The following is a 17477-nucleotide window of genomic DNA, read 5'->3' as shown; positions in this document are numbered from 1 at the left end:
GGTAAAAGTGTTGTACTTACGATTCTATTTATTTTTCAGATAATTACCACTTGAATCGTTCGATCACATTTACCAGTGTTAGACAAATTGATCGTTAATATCAGACGAGGAAGAATAGATGAGGACGAATACTGTCAAGGCATTAGGAATGGGCAAGAAAAAAACATCCCCCTCGTACCGAATTTGCCGATACGAGAAGAATGTTCTGTCCTTGCTTATTGTTTCTTATTTTGACGTTTGCGTCCCTGCTCCTGAGCCCGACGCTGTGCACGGTTTTTCGGATCAGCATCACCGGAGGTCTCTGGATCTGGACGATCAGATGGTCCGGAAGTTTGCAAGTTATCCGGGTCGATTCCTTGACCGCGAATGACATCCTGACGCTCCAGGTTTTGGCTGACTTCGGCCTTCATGATATACATAGCGACTTCTTCCTGAACTGCAGCCAGCATACCTTGATACATTTCGTATCCTTCGAACTGGTACTCACGAAGCGGGTCGTTTTGTGCGTAGGCGCGCAGGTGAATCCCTTGACGCAACTGATCCATTGCATCGATGTGATCCATCCACTTGCTGTCGACAGCACGCAGAATAACGACTTTTTCAAACTCGCGAATCGATTCGCCGATTTCTTCTTCACGCTGTTTGTACTGCTTATCGACTTCTGCTTTCAACAGCTCGAGAATTTCTTCTGCTTCCATGCCTTTCAGCATTTTAGCCGTAATCGTTTCTTCATAGAGGAATCCATTATTGGCAGCATCGGCCATTGCTTGCAGATCCCAATCCTCTGGTACCTCTTCTTTTGGGCAATGCAGAGACACTGCACGCTCCATTACTGCGTAGATCATATTCAAAGCAACATCGCTGAGGTTTTCCTGTTCCAGGATGTCTTTACGCTGTTTGTAGACAACCAGTCGCTGCTGATTCATCACGTCGTCGTACTGGAGAACGCCTTTACGTGCATCGAAGTTCGAACCCTCTACACGCTTCTGAGCGGATTCTACCGCACGAGTAACCAGGCGGCTCTCGATCGGCATATCCTCTTCCATACCCAGGCGATCCATCATATTCATGATATTGTCCGCACCGAAACGACGCATCAGCTCATCTTGCATCGAGAGGAAGAACTGGGATGAACCCGGGTCCCCCTGACGACCGGCACGACCGCGCAGCTGATTGTCAATCCGGCGGCTCTCGTGGCGTTCTGTACCGATAATATGAAGACCGCCTACATCCGCAACACCTTCGCCAAGCTGAATGTCCGTACCACGACCCGCCATGTTTGTCGCAATGGTAACCGCTCCGTACACACCTGCACGTGCAACGATTTCCGCCTCGCGCTCATGCTGCTTCGCGTTCAATACGTTATGCGGCACGCCTTTTTGCTTCAGCATTTGGGACAAGCGCTCCGAGTTTTCGATGGAGATGGTACCTACCAAGATCGGTTGGCCCTTTTTGTGACGCTCGACAATGTCGTTTACAACCGCACGATATTTGGCTGCCTCTGTTTTGAAAACAAGGTCAGGTGAATCGACACGCAGTACTGGCTTATTCGTTGGAATAACCACAACGTCGAGACCGTAAATCTTTTTGAACTCTTCTTCTTCCGTCTTCGCTGTACCTGTCATACCCGCCAGCTTCTGGTACATACGGAAGTAGTTTTGCAAGGTAATGGTCGCCAGTGTCATGCTCTCGCTTTGGACACGCAGACCTTCTTTGGCTTCAATCGCTTGATGCAAGCCATCGCTGTAACGACGTCCAACCATCAGACGGCCGGTGAACTCGTCAACGATCACAACTTCGCCTTCCTGCACCACATAATCGACATCGCGCTTGAATAGCACTTGTGCTTTCAACGCCGCCGTAATGTGGTGGTTCAACGTGATATGTGCCGTATCGTACAGGTTGTCGATGTTGAATGCCTGTTCGACTTTGGTTACACCTTCATCTGAGAGGTTGACGATTTTCAGCTTCTCATCGATTGTGAAATCTTTTTCTTCTTCCAGGCGTTTCACAAAATGAGAGCAGATGTAGTACAGCTCTGTCGATTTGTTAGCAGAACCGGAAATGATCAACGGCGTACGTGCTTCGTCAATCAAAATGCTGTCCACCTCATCGATGATAGCGAAGAAGAGCGGACGTTGCACCATTTGTTCCTTGTACAGAACCATGTTGTCACGCAGATAATCGAAACCAAACTCATTGTTCGTACCATACGTAATGTCACACGCGTATGCTTCGCGTTTTTCTTCAGGGCTCAGTCCATTCTTGTTCAAACCGACTGTCAGTCCGAGGAAGTTATACAGCCTACCCATGATGGTCGAGTCACGCTCAGCCAAGTATTCGTTCACGGTAACGACGTGGACGCCTTTGCCCATCAAAGCATTCAGGTATGTCGCGAGTGTCGCAACCAGCGTTTTACCTTCACCCGTCTTCATCTCGGAGATACGGCCTTCCTGAAGAACCATACCACCAATCATCTGGACGTCAAAGTGACGCATGCCCAGTACACGGATCGATGCTTCACGTACAACGGCAAACGCTTCATTCAAAATTTTGTCCAGTTCTTCTCCATTTGCCAAGCGAGCCTTAAACTCAGCTGTCTTCTCCCGCAATTGGTCATCCGAGAGTACCTTAATCGTTGGTTCCAACGCGTTGATACTTTCTACACGCTTAAACATTTTCTTTACTTCACGTTCATTGCTATCGCCGAATATCTTTTTAACGAGTCCTAACATGAGGACACCCCTTCCATATGCTGCCAAACAAAAATACACAAGCCAGCATGAGTCCAGATAATAAAATAAGGATACCGATTCTACGAAAATAATACTTTCTAAAAAGATATTTTATCAAATAGAGCATCCTCTACACAAGTAAAGGGAGTTGCCAATAGCAACTCCCTAGTCTTATACGAATGAGAATGTGTAAAGTTTCGTTATTTTGGTTCAATCAATCCGTAACGCCCATCATTGCGGCGATACACCACACTGACGTCATTGGTGTCACTGTTTTGGAAAACGAAGAAGCTGTGTCCCAGCATATCCATTTGCATGACCGCTTCCTGTGCATCCATCGGCTTCAGGTCGAAGCGTTTGGTTCGAACGATATCGATATCTATGTCGATATCATCCTCATCCACATCCGGGATCATGACTGCTACTGGCTGACTCTCACGCTGTGCGATTCTTCCTGTCGAATCAACCCGAAGCTTCCTCATCAGCTTCGTTTTGTGTTTGCGAATCTGACGTTCCAGCTTTTCTACTACCAGATCGATAGCAGCATACATATCTTCGTGCGTTTCCTCCGCTCGGATAATGACCCCACTCAGTGGGATAGTTACCTCGATCGTGCCTTCTCCGCGATGTACATGCATGGTGACTTGTACTTCTGTAGGCTGTGGAGTTTCAAAATATTTTTCCAGACGGCCGACTTTCTTTTCGACATATTCTCTAAGTGCAGCGGTGACTTGAATGTTTTCTCCACGAATGTTAAATTTCATGGTTCCAACCTCCTTCCGTCTATACATACCTATTCGCCACTTCTGTAAATAATCCTCCACTCAGATTAAAAAAATCTTTGCAAATCTTTTACAAACCATCAATATCCGACATTATTTTACCAATACTTACTAGATTCCCTATGCTATAATAGGACAGGTAGTCATCCAATCCTATATCGCGGTCGTACATCGCACTGGAGGAATCCTCATGGCCGAGGTAAAACCTTCCCATTCACTTATCGGAACAACGCTCGCTCAAGACGTCTACAATGAGTACGGTCTGCTTTTACTACCCGCTGGTGCAATCCTTCATCTAAGTGATATACGACTGCTAGAGGCTCACCAGGTGGAAGCCGTACACGTTACTACTGACTCTGAGGCACCCAATATGCCTTTTCCTCTCCTTCATTGGAGTGAGGCAGAGGCTGCAAAGGCCTATATGGTGGCCGTACAAAAGACCGAGTATTTATTTAACCAGCTCGCAAATGGGGATACCCCCCGACTGCAACAATTTAGCGACGCTGTTCATCCTATGCTCGATCAAGTTCTTCATCACATGAGATTTCTGCGCTTCATTTATTTGAATGAAGGAACAGAAAGTTATACGTATCGCCACTCCCTGCATGTAGGTATCGTGGCAGCTTTAATCGGAAAAATCATCGGATTGCCGCAACGCGATGTTCATTTTTTAGGCCTTGCAGGTCTTCTCCATGACATCGGCAAGATGAAAATTCCCGATGAGCTGCTGTCCAAACCAGAGCGTTTGACAGACGAAGAGTATACGATTATGAAAAAGCATACCGTATACGGCTACGAACTCCTGCGCACCATGGACGATGCCGACAACTTGCTGGCACAATGCGCTCTGATGCACCACGAACGTTGGGATGGAAGTGGATATCCCCTCGGAAGAAAAAAAGATGGCATTCCTTTTGAATGCCAAATCATCAGTGTCGCAGACGTATTTGATGCGATATGCACAGATCGCGTGTATCGGAAGGGAACCTCTCCCTTTGAAGCCGCGAATGTTCTGTGGGAGTTAGCTTGTACTGGCCAATTAAATCCGATGATTGTATCTCGTTTTATCCATTACATTATCTTACTTTACGTCGGCTCCCATGCGCTTTTGAACAATGGCGACCACGTCGAAATCATTATGATTCATACCGATGAGCCTATGCGCCCTCTCGTTCGTAGAGGTAATGATTTTATAGACCTGAGACTCCAGCGCTCCCTACGCATTCAAAGAATGATCAGTTAAACACGTTGAAAAAACGAATCCCCCTGTCCGATCAAGGAACCAGGGGGATTTTGCTATTTGTTTCGTTTATAATTTCACGACGTTCGCCGCTTGTGGACCGCGGTCCCCTTCCACAATGTCGAATTCTACAGCCTGTCCCTCATCTAACGAACGAAACCCTTCCGACTGAATCGCCGAAAAATGGACGAATACGTCATCACCGTGTGGAATATTTTTTCTCAAGTCCTCGTACAACTACACGGGACAAGAACAACGTAAGTACTAGGTAAACCGCCGCTTCCGTTAAATACGGGGGGTAGCGCTCAAATGTACTTTTCGCCACGTTCATGGCTGCGTAGTTTAATTCCGGTGTCGCGATTACTGCTAGTAGGGATGAATCTTTTAAGAGAGCAATAAACTCATTTCCGATCGCAGGCAGCATACGTGTAAATGCTTGTGGAAGTATAATTTGGCGCATGGCAAGGCCCTTGTTCATACCAAGTGATCGTGCCGCTTCCATTTGCCCCGGATCAATTGATTGGATGCCAGCCCGAAAGATTTCCGCCATATAGGCAGCTGCATTGAGCGAAAGCGCGACGAAGCCTGAATAAATCGCTTCCGGACTGCTCGCTCCCGGATACAGAATACCCCAAATCGACGGAATCACGGCAAAATGAATCAGCAAAATTTGGACCAACATCGGGGTTCCCCGAAACAGCTCTACATAAATCGAACAGGTCCAACGTACGATTCGCTTGGAAGACATTTTGCCCAAGCTGATGAACAACCCCAAAAATGTTCCGCAAACCGTAGCCACTGCCGTTAGTAAAATTGTATTAATAATGCCTCGGATAAACAATTCTCGGTAGTCGTAGATGACACTCCAGTCCAATGGCTAATCCTCCCTTCTTCATGTCAGCAAGCCAAGTTGCGAACAAACGCCGGCTACGTCGTAGAGACGCACCCGGCCATTTTGCTGCCTACTTATTGCCAAAGTACTGGGTGTAAATTTCCTGCAGCTTTCCATTTTCTTTTATCTTTTTCAATCCGTCGTTGATTTTTTTCATCGCATCGGTATTGCCCTTTTTCACGATAATTCCGTAAAATTCCTTTTCAAAGGAATCATCTTTAATCAGCTTAAACTTCTTATCTTTGACTTTATTCACGTAGTATGACAAAACGCCATTGTCGCCAATCACTGCATCGACTCGACCATTAAAGAAGTCATCGACGGAGGATGGCATGTCGTCATAGCCTTTCAAGCCTTCGTACGTATCTCCAAACGCTTTTTTGACCACTTCTTCACCCGTGGTCGCAGCTTGAACCCCGATCTTCTTGCCTTTCAAATCTGCCAGCTTCGTCACTGGAGAATCTTCCGCTACCAGAATGAGTTGGTTTGCTTCAAAGTATGAGTCCGAAAAATCGTATTTCTCCTTGCGCTTCTCCGTGATCGTGATGGACGAGATTCCAATATCAACCGTCCCTTTGTCTAGTCCATCAAAAAGTGGGTCCCACCCAGTGTTTTTCCACTCGATCTTGAATCCGCCAGCTTCCGCGATCGCGTTCATTACATCGATGTCGTGGCCACTAATCTTGTCAGCCTCAAGCATTTGGAATGGTGGATATGCCGCATCTGTACCGACTACGTACACCTTGTCACCCGAACCACCACTGCCAGACGTTTGCTGACCACCCGATCCACAGCCTGCGAGGAGTACCCCCACACCGACGACCAACGCGAGCGATTTGAACCAATTTGTCCCGATACGCATTTCGAAATCCCCCTTGTGTCTCTCTATCTGCCCATTTTGTCCCCAGCAATGTCCACATGGAAATTACGGATTTTTTGCGTTCTCCACAGAGTTATCCACATTATCCACATACCATTGTGCACAAGCTGGGTATAACCATTTTCCTGTATATTCTGCCACTTTAGTACGAAAGTAAGGGGAACGAAATGGGAGAATAAGTAGATCTAGCAGCAAAAAAACAGGATTCATATATACGGGATATAGTTCTATCCTGCATATAAAAATCCTGCTTTTATCTGAAAATAATGAATTATTCTTTTTCCCCCAAAATCACGATCTCTACCCGACGATTCTTCGCACGGTTCTCCGCGTTGGAGTTGTCCACAAGCGGTTTGTATTCCCCCAAGCCTGCCACTGTAAAGCGAGACGCTGGTAAGGAGTTAGCATCCACCATTTCACGCATGACAGAGATCGCGCGCGCCGAGGATAGCTCCCAGTTGGATTGGAAGGAACTGCGAGATATCGGCACATCATCTGTATAGCCCTCGATTCGCACCTTGTGCTCAAAGCGCTTCAAAACCCCTGCTACCGTCCCGACGACTTGCTTCCCTTGGGCTTGTAGGTCTGCCGAACCACTCGTAAACAAAATCGTTTCCGGCAAACGGATACGCAAGCCTTCTTCGGTCTCCTCGTAGTCGAGATTCAGCTCAGCCAAAGCGGAGGATAGCTGGTTGCGCACCGTCTCCATATCGCGCTCACTCGAGTCAGACATGCCCATTGGCGGCTTCGGCACGTTTACGGTGTCTTCGGAGCCTTCTTCTTCTTTTTCGCCTTTGAGCTCCTTCTGGCGAGCCTCCAATTGGTAGACCTCTCGCTGTAGCTCCAGCTTTTGCAGGTTGAGCAGGTCGAGACTCTCATGCACCTGCTCCAAGCTCGCTTTTTCCTTTTGGACTTCATCTTTTTGTGCCTGAATGCTCTTCGTCTGTGTCGCCGCGATAATAATCACGATCACGAACAACAGCGTAATCAGGTCACTGTAACTGAGCAGCCAGCTTTTTTCTAGCTCTTTTTCGTCGTATAACCGTTCGTCATGCATAGCGGTCCTGCCTTTCAATCGTGCCCTTCATGCTGCCTGCCTCTTTAATCAGCACCAGCTTTTGGTCACCTGGCAAGAATGAGTTCAGCTTTTCAAACAACAAGCGTGGTGTCTCCATGCGCTGGAGACCAATACACCCTTCGACGAAAAGACGCTTTTCAAACATTTCCCGGTCGTATAGATCCATCAGGCGATAGTAGCATGGCAACGCGAACAGATTCGCCAAGAGCGCGCCATACAGCGTCGCTACGACCGCTGCACTCAGACTGTGTCCGGTCAAGGCCATGTCTTCGAGCGACTTCAGTACGCCCGTCATCCCCAGAAGCGTACCAACCAATCCCATCCCCGGCGCCAACAAGCTAATGAGACGGAAGAACCCTGCTGATTGTTGGTAGCGATACTGCTCGCCCTTGAGCTCGTTCTCCAGGATCAAGCGCAGCTCTTCTTCGGGAACACCCTCGATCGCCAGCAAGCATCCGCGTTGGACAAATGAATCGGGTTCTTGTTGCAGCTCCTTTTCGAGCGCGATATAGCCCTGTTCCTTCTGGACGAGCGCGTAGTAGTAGAAGCGCTTGATCGTCTCTTCGACGTTACTTTGTCGGCCGTGGATGAGGAGGCGCCAGATTTTTTTCAGGTCGAGATGCTTGCGTTTGACTGCATAGGACATGACTACGGAGAGCGCGACTAGCTCAATGGCGGTTACGTTGAGGAGGTCCGATAAGGTTCCATTTAGGTAGACCGCGTGTATGAAGATGAGGAGGACGGCTCCGATTAAGACGAGTGAGCGACGTTTTGTGGACACAAGTGATTCACCTTCCTAGTTTTTCAACAAGTTGTTCTTAAAGTATAGCAGATGGTGGAAAAAAGATGAGGGAATAGAGTCATGGTTATAGTGAAGCTTGGTATAGAAAATGTCGATAATGATAAAGAAAGTAATTCTAGCAAAGAGGTGATCATCTGTGAATGCCGTACAATTAAAGCAAGCTGTTACTATTAGTTTGACGAAGCAAGTGCAGGAGACTTCGCAAGCGCAAGCTTCCATCATGTTGGAGGGTTTTGCTAAAACGCAACAAAATGTTCAAGCGGCTCAGGCAAGTCATCCGTCTCTTGGAAAATCGATCGATATTCGTGCATAAGTTGTGAAAAGAAAACGGCCGGTTCCCCGGCCGTTTTTACTTTTTGCGGTCGAAAAAGGCACCATAGCCGTTTGGACCTGCTTCGTTGTACGTATTCATTGCGAGCTTGCTGCGTTGAACATTGTTTAGTTGCTGCTGAACGCCCTGCTTTCTTCCGTCGATCAGAGGAATGAGGCGTTGGTTAATCTCGTAAATTTGCTCTAGCTGCTGCTTTTGAGTTGATGATAGAGATTCACTGTTTAACTCGTACTGCTGAATTTGTGAAATCACATCTTCTCGCTTATCTAATAAGGACAACCATTCATCGGGTTCCGAATCCTTTACACCTACTACTTGTTCTAAGCGTAATGTTGTTTCTAACAGGCTACCTAGAAGAACATCAACTGTTTTTTCCATATCCTAATACCCTACCCTTGTCTTTTCGCCAATAGCATGGCTTCTTTCCAAGTGTCACGGAATTGAACAAAAAGTTCTTCTACTTCCTGAAGAATGCGTACGTCTTTACGCATATTAGCCTCAATTGTACGTTTAAGCATATATTCGTAGAGTTTGGAGAATTCCTTGGATATATCATAATCGCTGTTTAAGGTAGACATCAGCTCGTAAATGATATTCTGTACTTTCAGAGAGGCCTCATGGGCTTTTATTATGTCTTTTTCCTCTAGAGCTGCCTTTGCCTGTTTAATGAACTTGAGTGCCCCATTGTACAGCATCAGTGTCAAATCAGCAGGGGTAGCGGTTGTTACCTGATTGGACTGGTATGTCTGTGCAGCATTCTGTAACATCTGCATCTCTCCCTGTTATTTCTGTCCTAACATTTGCGCAAACCAAGAGCCTTGGGATTGAGCTTTCGACATTGCTTTTTCCATGGCACTGAATTGTTTCCAGTAACGGTCTTCAATCATTTTAAGACGATCTTCCCAACGATCAATATCAGCATCAGTCTGCTTAATTTTCTTGCTTAAATTGCTATCATCTGCAATTGTTCCTACTGCTCCTGCTTCCTTTGTTATCTTGTCTATGACCTGATTTAATTGATTATACAAACGCTCCGCTACTCCGCTTTCAGTATACTTTGTCGAAGCATCGCTACTACTACTATAGTTTGTAAACAGTTTCAGTACATCATCGCCATTATTACGGATAGATTCACGAAGCTTCGTTTCATCAATATATAGCTTTCCGTTTTCGAGATAAGCATTTTTACCACTTGGAGCGCCACCAATCCCAATCTCAGAAAGTGTATCAAATGCTGGATTAGTACCCGAAGCCTGCAATGGTGTGCTGATCGCACGACGTAGTTCATTCAATCCGCTCGTAAGAATAGGATCCCTCAAGAGAACACCACTTTTTGCCATGTTCTCCATTTTTTCAGCCGTTTTTTCAGGCAGAGCTTCCTTTTCTTCTTCTAATAAAGGCTGATAGCCCTTGTATTTGGGTTCAGCTATTTTCTTATTGATTGTCTCAAGAACAGCGTTATACTTGTCGACAAAGTCTTTTACCATATTAAAAACAGCATCTTCGTCAGTCTTAGTACTAACTACTACGGGTGCGCCAACGTTAGCTTGTTTTAAGGTAAGATCCATGCCATCAAATGAAAAAGAGTTTGTTGCCGATGTATATTCTACGCCATTAATCTTAAATTTTGCAGGAGTTCCAGCGGTACCGGCAGTAGAGGTAGTTGAACCTATGTTTAGGTTATTTGAATTCGAAGTATCTACTTTAAACTGTTTGCCATCCTCTGATGTCAGTACAAGCTTATTATTAAAATAACTTGCTTTGACTCCGGCTTTTGCATTATTGATATTTTGGATAATGCTATCCAAAGAGTCATTCTTTCCTGAAACAGTTATAGGTACACCAACAGTGTCATTTGAATCAATTGTGCCGTCACCGTTCGAATCCTTACTAATTGTGATAGTAAAATCCGATCCACCAATTGGAATTTTGGGATCTGTCACCGCTAGGTTAAACTCAGCTTTTGGAGGTGTACCAGCTTTAGCCAAGCTCTCTACCTCTATAGAATATGAAGATAGACTAGGTTTACCTGCTACCTTAACAGATGCAATTGTGTCATTTTCGGAGGAAGCAATCTTTTTATTAAAACTTCCTGACATCCTTAGACTTTTCATTGAATTCTGCAAGTCTGCAAGAATCGTATTCATATCTCGGTAAGCATCGCGCTTCCATTCAACACTATATTTATTCCGTTGTAGGCGATTGACAGGTTCGCGTTGAGCTTTCATCAAATCTTTGATCATATTTTCAGTGTTCATTCCTGATGCCATACCAGTAAGTCTTATTCCCATGGGTGTAGCCTCCTATCGCTTTTCGTCAACAAGCAATCCGATCATTTCATGCATTTTCGCTACCATATCCATCATTTTTTTTGAAGGGATCTCACGAATCACCTCGTTTGTCTGGTCATTAATAACCTGAACATAATACTCATTGAGATCCTCATGAAGGGTAAACTTAATGTGGGAACTGCTTGATTGCAACCACTTGTTTATGCCTGATATTTCATGTTCTAAATCACGTTTGCTCTGCTGCGAATGTTCTATAGGCGCTGGCTTTTCTTGCGACTGATTGTTATTCTGAACTAACTCAGTGTACGGTTTCGCTTTTCCGAAGTTATTTAATGAACCGACTTCCATTACAATCCTCCTTAAGAAATATTTTCTTAAGATAGTTATCGGTTTTTTTTACTAAAACTTTTAGATTATACATTCCGCTGTTGATGGACTAAGTGACTCTACTAATTGCATCGTTCGAGCAGCATCTTGAATGGACATACTTCCCTCATATACTGCACCTTTACTATGTGTTACTACATTTCTAATAAAGTATAAGATTTGATTTGCAAAACCAGGTTTAGCATTCACATCTGCTACTTCAGGAAGTAACCGGTAAGGCTCCTTATTTCTTAGAAAAACATGGGCTTCTTCCAAATTAGTGAACTGTATTTTTCCATCTGGTATGTATAATTCGTAATTCCAATTTCCAAGGGCATGCCAGTACGCCTGAAATGTAACTGGTATATTTGATTCTGAAACAATGAGAGCAGCATATCGATGATTAAAAGGTTCTACATCCTGTGAATTATGAAACGCATTCACCCTTTTGGGGTCACCACAGTAATAGCGAATCAAGTCAATGCAATGGATGCTATTTCCTGTAAATAACATCTCTAGCTTTTCGGGGGGATAATTATTTTCTCGAAGCGATCGATACCTCTCAAATACATCCATGCGCATTCCGAGCAGACCGCCAGCTTCCTCAATTACATTTTTTGCCTGATTAACTACACTGTAAAATCGACGGTTAAAACCTACCATTATGCTTGTACCGTGCTGCTTGGATAATACCTCTAAAGATTTCGTTTGTTGTGCTGTTAAACCGGGTGGCTTTTCAATCAATAAAGGAACTTGATATGGTATCAATGCTGAAGTGACATCATAAATTTGGCTAGCAGGGACTGCTATAATCACTCCATCTAATTTCTCATTTTCAAGCATGTCAACAATAGTAGAATACGTCCTTGGTATCTTTAATTCATGCTTCGCTCTCTCGTTACTTTCTCTGGTACGATTTACGGCCGCACTTACTCGTATATTAGAGTCATTATTTTTATTTAGCCAATTAATGGCTGATATATAGAAAGGAGCGATTGTACCAGTTCCAACTATCCCCAGAGATATCATGAGAACCTCCCTTAAGTAAACGAAAACATTTTGTTTGAGTATTCTTTATCAGTAAGAGGAAGCTCAATCATTTTATTTCCCGTTTCGTGGGAGAAATGTATTCCAATAACCACCTCTAATGCCTCAACAGCATGTAGCGGATTAGCAGGAATCTCGTCTCTTAGTAAGCTCATTACTAGATCACGACTTAAGGTAATAATATCAAGCTCAAGATTACATTCTTCCATTAATTTTAATGGAGTTCCATACCTAGTCACTGATAACTCTTGATCTTGCTTTTCTCTCGCTTCAATCGTGTATGACCGTTTTAATTCATTAATAATAATTCGTCCATATTTACCATTTATTATAAGTAACGGGGGAATTCCCAAATCATCAGTCATTTCAAAGAACATGCGTGTTCCTGAACTAAGATGGAAGATCGCATAACCGCCAGGATCTTTAAATTGTGCTCCACGTGGATTGGGTATGTTTTCATCATTTAGGAAGCCGCATACTTGTACCACTTTCTGATCTAATAAAAAGCTCACCAGATCAATAAAATGAGTACCATTGCATCCCAATTGACCGCCGCCCATTGAAAACATCACGCTTTCTACTGGACCAATAACTTCGTTTCTTAATTTATCCCGTAACGCCACATAATCTTTGGACCATCTTCTCCCATGATTAACTGCAAGCAACATCCCCTCTGCCTTAGATTTGTTTACCATATCTTTAGCCTGGGATATTGATATTGCAATTGGTTTTTCACAAATGACTTTTTTCACACCATACTTCATTGCATCTAAAAAAAGAGGATAATGGCTTGGCCCATTAGTGGCTATGATTAATATGTCGACCCGCTCATTTTGCAGCATGTCCAAATGATTTGAATATATGGATACCTCTTGTTTTAAGTGGAAATCTTCAATTTTCTTAACTGCGTCTGATCTCACATCAGCTACAGCTATTCTAATTTCTTCCATGGATTGAACAGCATTTACATATCTTTGTCCCATCGGTCCTAGCCCAATAATCCCGATCGTTTTCATCAATTGATTTGCTCCTTAATCATGTCCACAAGTTGAGGTAAAAGCGTATGTTTAATTTTATTTTCCCTCACAAACTTGATATACTCAGTTGTCTTTCTCAAGTCTTGCATCTGAAATGAAAGGTATATAAGGTTATAAAGGTTATCTCCATAATATGGGTAATACCCAAAAGATCGAGTAAAATGCTTATAACTTGTATCTATCTCTGTTTCAAAGGCGTTACAACCTGCTATATTCTCATAGAATGCTTTGATTATATTAAGTAAAAAAGTGTTGACCAACAAATTACCTCGCTTGTTCAAATGATGGTCATCTGGCAGTAAGTAAACATGGGGATCGCTTGGCTCAATATGAGACTCCATATCTATAAAAAATACTTGGCTATGGTTTTCGCCAGTTTTTAAAATATCATTGTACAAAGATATTTGTTTTAATGTTCCGGGATAACGTTGTTCCATCTTCAGGGAAGTTTTACAGATCCCTATTACAATTAGTTTCGTTTGAGGGCGCAACTCTACTAATGAGATAATTTTCCTGTAGTATTGCTCAAAATCTTCAATTTCAACTATTTGCTTTCCACCCAGTTCCTCTCTAAACCAACAATCAACAATACCTACTTGCATAACAATGACATCTGGTTGAAAGAAAAAAAGATGGTCACCAAATTGTTCGCAAATATTTTTTATAGTAGAGAATCGTTGCGCACGATTGGTGACAGTAAAATTCATTTCAGTAAATTGAGATCGTAATTCTTTCTCTAATAAAAACCCGTAAGTCTCATTAAAATGAACAGCTAATTCTTTATCTTGAATCGGATCAAAATTATTAATTCTATGAGGACGTGGTAGTGCAAGGGAATCGCCAAGAATAAGGATATTCATATGAATTCACCAGTCTTTTCAATTTTCTATTCGATCGTTTTACCAGACCGATAAACCACCGTCTATTACAAATTGTTGTCCAGTTACATAACTAGATGCATCAGATGCCAAGTAAATCACTGCCCCAACAATTTCTTCTGGTCTCCCCATTCTTCCCAGCGGTACGCGATTTGAATATTTTGTAATAAACGTTTCATTCTGCCCACTTTGAATTCCCCCAGGAATAAGGGTATTAACTCTAATCCCATGAGAAGCCCAATAACTGGATAAATACTTTGTCAATCCAACTACAGAGGCCTTTGATGCAGAATAAACAGCTGGGGTATTGATCTGTTTACCCAAATAATAAGACCCTTCATAGATTCTATTATCTGGAGCAACAATCCCATAAATTGAAGCAGTTTGAATAATTGAACCGCCTTTTCCTTGAAGAACCATTTGTTTTCCTATCGATTGCGCTACTAAAAACATACCATCAATGTTCACTGCCATGATTTCTCGCCATTGATCTAATGTGTATTCTTCAAACGGGGCAAAGAAAGCATCGAGATCACTTGATTTACTCGCGGCATTATTATGGAGAATATTAATTTCGCCAAAAGTACTAACAGCCTTCTCAACCATCTCTTTAACTGATTCTGTCGAAGAAACATCACATTGAACACCCAAGCATTTAACTCCGTGGACATCGGCAAGCTCCTCGGCAAACGCAATTGCATCATTCTCATGTAAATCCACAACAACAACATTTGCGCCGAATTCGGCTAAACCTTGACAAATTCTCTTACCTAGAATTCCAAGTCCACCTGTTACAACCGCAGTTTTCCCCTGTAAATCAAACAAATTCTTAAACAAATAAGGCTTCATAGCTATCCCTCTTTTGGCTCATTAAGAATTCAACAAATTTGAAATCTATCTCCGAATCAATATCAATAGAGCGATCCTCTGGCATTTCATACAGTAATGTATCATCATTAAATACAGTATGTTTTTCAAAGAAAGCATTGCGGGTCCATACATATATAGAAGCATTCATGTCAAAACATTTTGGAGAGTCCTGCCTTCTCACAATAGGTTTTTCAAGTTTTTTTGATAGGTATACATAACCTTCGGAATTCAATTCTACTAAATTGAAGTAAGGAGATCTTCTTGCGGGAGCTGCGGTAATAAGATTAGATCCTTTCTTCTTTTCAAATAATTCTACTGCCAAATTTAAATCCTTAACATCACGTAACGGAGATGTTGCATCTAAATCGACAATAATGTCAAAAGATACTCCCAATCTAGCCTCTGCTTCTTTTACACAATGCTGAATTGCAGGCAGTTTTGCAGATTCATCAGTGGCCATTTCAGCCGGTCGTTCGATTAAGACGTCAGCTCCATATGTTCTTGCAGCTTCTAAAATGTCTTTTGAATCACTACTTACAGCCACACAGTCAAATAAACCTGATAATTTCGCTTGTCTGATACTAAATGCTATAAGAGGATGGCCCAGTAAAAGGCGGACATTTTTATTTTTTACCCCTTTCGATCCTCCCCTAGCACAAATTGTACATATTCTTTTCATTTTCTAATCCACCTTTGCTCCAAGTTGGCCTCTTCTACAGCTTTGATCATACCCATTACTTCACTTGCTTCACCAAGACTGCATAAATCCTGCATATTTCTATTCAAAACTGCAGTATGCTGTTCGATATATGTAAAATCTCGTGATACTTCGAATGTCTCTTTTTCATCGTTAACTACTATTTCATTATTAATCATGTCTAATTTAATCGTATTATTTTCTGTATTCACTATTACAAATCGTTTTGCAAGCCTATCCATATAATTTATATTGATTGTGACCACGGGGCATTTCTTTGTCTGCAATAAGATAGAGAATATATCATCACTATTAATTTCTAAACTACTGAACTGCCCTCCTAAGGCTGTTAACCTTTCCCAACCACCGAGGAGCCAATTTACGTAATCAAGTTCGTGGCTTAAATCTCTTAGAACGCCACCCCCATCTTCCTTCCTGGAAGAGTAGGCGGTCCTATAGTCGATTTGTGGTCTCCATTGAGGAAGATATTGACCAGTATAAACGTGAAACGATAATATTTTTTCGTTCTCTAAATAACTCTTTAGTTTTTTTATTCCTGGGTGAAAACGAAGATTATACCCTACAAAAAGATTTTGAAAATCATTAGGGGGAACTTCATTTTCTTGATCAAATAGTGGTTTTTCGACTAAAACAGTCCCCTTGAACCCATTTCTACTTAATTCAAGTAATGTTTTATAGTGTTCAGAAGTACGATTAGCAACAATTACATAATCGGGCTTTTCTATTTGTAGTGCTTCCGTGAGGGAAAAATAGTGACAATCCCATTCGATAATACGGCTACTCACAACTGCAACTTTGCACTCGAGTTTATCAAGTAATCTAGCGTGTCTCATCCCGATAGATCCAAACCCAATGACGATCGCTTTCAACTGAATACCTCCATGTATTCTTTGTTGGCCTTTTCGTAGTCAGTCATACGTCCAATATCTAACCAGTATTCTCTAATAGGGAATGCAATTGTATTTTTCTCTTCCTGCATTAGTTCTTCAAACAGACTTGGCATGTCTAAATACTGATTATGCTTGATGTAGTCTAGAACATTAGGGTCGAGTACATATATCCCAGCATTAACAAAAAACCGTTGCATCGGCTTCTCCTCAATGCTCGTTAATCGTTGTTTATCGAGCCTAACTACACCATAGGGGATTTGATGATCATACTCTCGCACACACATAGTTGCATAAGCTTGATAAGTCTTGTGAAAATCTAGCAACTGTTCAAAATGCACTTTTGTAAGCAAATCTCCGTTCATAACAATAAATGGATTATTGGGTCGTTCAGGTAACAAACTTAAAGCTCCAGCAGTACCAAGAGTCTCTTGTTCATGTAAATATCGTATTGTCACACCCCAACGGTCACCGTCACCAAAATACCCTTGAATCATCTCCGCTTTATATTTAACTGAGATGTAGAACTTATGAAAGCCTTGGTCAATAAAACTTTGTAATATTGTTTCAAGTATTGGTTTATTTCCCACTTTTAGTAGTGGCTTCGGGCAATCGTATGTTAACGGATGAAGTCGTGTCCCCA

Annotated in this window: 19 protein-coding genes and 1 pseudogene; 2 read left to right on the top strand and 18 right to left on the bottom strand. The window is 42.7% G+C overall.

Going from position 1 to position 17477, the window contains the following annotated elements:
- Positions 1-215 precede the first annotated feature (215 nt).
- Positions 216-2735, bottom strand: a complete 2520-nt coding sequence (gene secA, locus PMI05_RS05175) for a preprotein translocase subunit SecA (RefSeq protein ID WP_007718203.1) — start codon at positions 2733-2735, stop codon at positions 216-218.
- Positions 2736-2935: 200 nt separating this feature from the next.
- Positions 2936-3499, bottom strand: a complete 564-nt coding sequence (hpf, locus tag PMI05_RS05170) for a ribosome hibernation-promoting factor, HPF/YfiA family (protein WP_007718201.1) — start codon at positions 3497-3499, stop codon at positions 2936-2938.
- A gap of 208 nt (positions 3500-3707) precedes the next feature.
- Between hpf and PMI05_RS05165 the strand changes: the two genes are divergently transcribed.
- Positions 3708-4760: an HD-GYP domain-containing protein gene (locus PMI05_RS05165; RefSeq protein ID WP_007718199.1), complete on the top strand. Its 1053-nt coding sequence runs from the start codon at positions 3708-3710 to the stop codon at positions 4758-4760.
- Between the two features lie 66 nt (positions 4761-4826).
- On the opposite strand, the pseudogene PMI05_RS29795 reads toward PMI05_RS05165, so the two are convergent.
- From PMI05_RS29795 to PMI05_RS05145, 5 genes and pseudogenes are all read right to left on the bottom strand, one after another.
- Positions 4827-4961, bottom strand: a pseudogene (locus tag PMI05_RS29795) (cold shock domain-containing protein); the annotation flags it as partial.
- The gene (locus PMI05_RS05160) at positions 4957-5631 is read right to left on the bottom strand and encodes an amino acid ABC transporter permease (RefSeq protein WP_007718198.1); all 675 of its coding nucleotides are present in this window, start codon (positions 5629-5631) and stop codon (positions 4957-4959) included. The gene PMI05_RS05160 and the pseudogene PMI05_RS29795, both read right to left, overlap by 5 nt.
- Before the next feature lie 88 nt (positions 5632-5719).
- On the bottom strand, positions 5720-6511 hold the full coding sequence (locus PMI05_RS05155) for a basic amino acid ABC transporter substrate-binding protein (RefSeq protein ID WP_007718196.1): 792 nt from the start codon (positions 6509-6511) through the stop codon (positions 5720-5722).
- Positions 6512-6800: 289 nt separating this feature from the next.
- A complete protein-coding gene (locus PMI05_RS05150) occupies positions 6801-7586 on the bottom strand; it encodes an OmpA family protein (protein ID WP_007718194.1) in 786 nt (261 codons plus the stop codon).
- Positions 7579-8388, bottom strand: coding sequence for a motility protein A (locus PMI05_RS05145; protein ID WP_007718192.1), 810 nt, complete (start codon positions 8386-8388; stop codon positions 7579-7581). Before PMI05_RS05145 ends, PMI05_RS05150 begins: the two co-directional genes overlap by 8 nt.
- A 157-nt stretch (positions 8389-8545) precedes the next feature.
- On the opposite strand from PMI05_RS05145, the gene PMI05_RS29790 reads away from it, so the two are divergent.
- Positions 8546-8722: a putative motility protein gene (locus PMI05_RS29790; protein WP_007718183.1), complete on the top strand. Its 177-nt coding sequence runs from the start codon at positions 8546-8548 to the stop codon at positions 8720-8722.
- Between the two features lie 36 nt (positions 8723-8758).
- Here PMI05_RS29790 and PMI05_RS05140 read toward each other — a convergent pair whose 3' ends face one another.
- The 11 genes from PMI05_RS05140 to PMI05_RS05090 all read right to left on the bottom strand — a co-directional run.
- Positions 8759-9118, bottom strand: coding sequence for a flagellar protein FliT (locus PMI05_RS05140; protein WP_007718178.1), 360 nt, complete (start codon positions 9116-9118; stop codon positions 8759-8761).
- An 11-nt stretch (positions 9119-9129) separates the two neighbouring features.
- Positions 9130-9507, bottom strand: a complete 378-nt coding sequence (gene fliS, locus PMI05_RS05135; protein ID WP_007718175.1) for a flagellar export chaperone FliS — start codon at positions 9505-9507, stop codon at positions 9130-9132.
- Between the two features lie 15 nt (positions 9508-9522).
- On the bottom strand, positions 9523-11031 hold the full coding sequence (fliD, locus tag PMI05_RS05130) for a flagellar filament capping protein FliD (RefSeq protein WP_007718173.1): 1509 nt from the start codon (positions 11029-11031) through the stop codon (positions 9523-9525).
- 12 nt (positions 11032-11043) lie between these two features.
- Positions 11044-11379 (bottom strand): flagellar protein FlaG, encoded by a 336-nt coding sequence (gene flaG / locus PMI05_RS05125; protein ID WP_007718168.1) that lies wholly within the window; start codon positions 11377-11379, stop codon positions 11044-11046.
- A gap of 60 nt (positions 11380-11439) precedes the next feature.
- A complete protein-coding gene (locus PMI05_RS05120; protein ID WP_007718165.1) occupies positions 11440-12426 on the bottom strand; it encodes a Gfo/Idh/MocA family protein in 987 nt (328 codons plus the stop codon).
- Between the two features lie 11 nt (positions 12427-12437).
- Complete coding sequence (locus PMI05_RS05115; RefSeq protein WP_007718162.1) at positions 12438-13460, bottom strand: Gfo/Idh/MocA family protein; 1023 nt, start codon at positions 13458-13460, stop codon at positions 12438-12440.
- Complete coding sequence (locus PMI05_RS05110; RefSeq protein ID WP_007718159.1) at positions 13460-14341, bottom strand: SGNH/GDSL hydrolase family protein; 882 nt, start codon at positions 14339-14341, stop codon at positions 13460-13462. Before PMI05_RS05110 ends, PMI05_RS05115 begins: the two co-directional genes overlap by 1 nt.
- Before the next feature lie 39 nt (positions 14342-14380).
- A complete protein-coding gene (locus PMI05_RS05105; protein WP_007718156.1) occupies positions 14381-15208 on the bottom strand; it encodes an SDR family oxidoreductase in 828 nt (275 codons plus the stop codon).
- Positions 15189-15908 carry a cytidylyltransferase domain-containing protein gene (locus tag PMI05_RS05100; protein ID WP_007718153.1) on the bottom strand — a complete coding sequence of 240 codons (720 nt, stop codon included), beginning with the start codon at positions 15906-15908 and terminating at the stop codon, positions 15189-15191. Before PMI05_RS05100 ends, PMI05_RS05105 begins: the two co-directional genes overlap by 20 nt.
- Positions 15905-16816 (bottom strand): Gfo/Idh/MocA family protein, encoded by a 912-nt coding sequence (locus PMI05_RS05095; protein WP_007718150.1) that lies wholly within the window; start codon positions 16814-16816, stop codon positions 15905-15907. The genes PMI05_RS05100 and PMI05_RS05095 overlap by 4 nt, the downstream gene beginning before the upstream one ends.
- Positions 16813-17477: sugar phosphate nucleotidyltransferase (locus PMI05_RS05090; protein WP_007718131.1), on the bottom strand; the 665-nt coding region annotated here is incomplete at its 5' end. The genes PMI05_RS05095 and PMI05_RS05090, both read right to left, overlap by 4 nt.

Source organism: Brevibacillus sp. BC25 (assembly GCF_000282075.1).
Classification (GTDB): domain Bacteria; phylum Bacillota; class Bacilli; order Brevibacillales; family Brevibacillaceae; genus Brevibacillus.
Note: the sequence above shows the minus strand (reverse complement) of the source record. Positions and strands in the feature narration are given on the sequence as shown.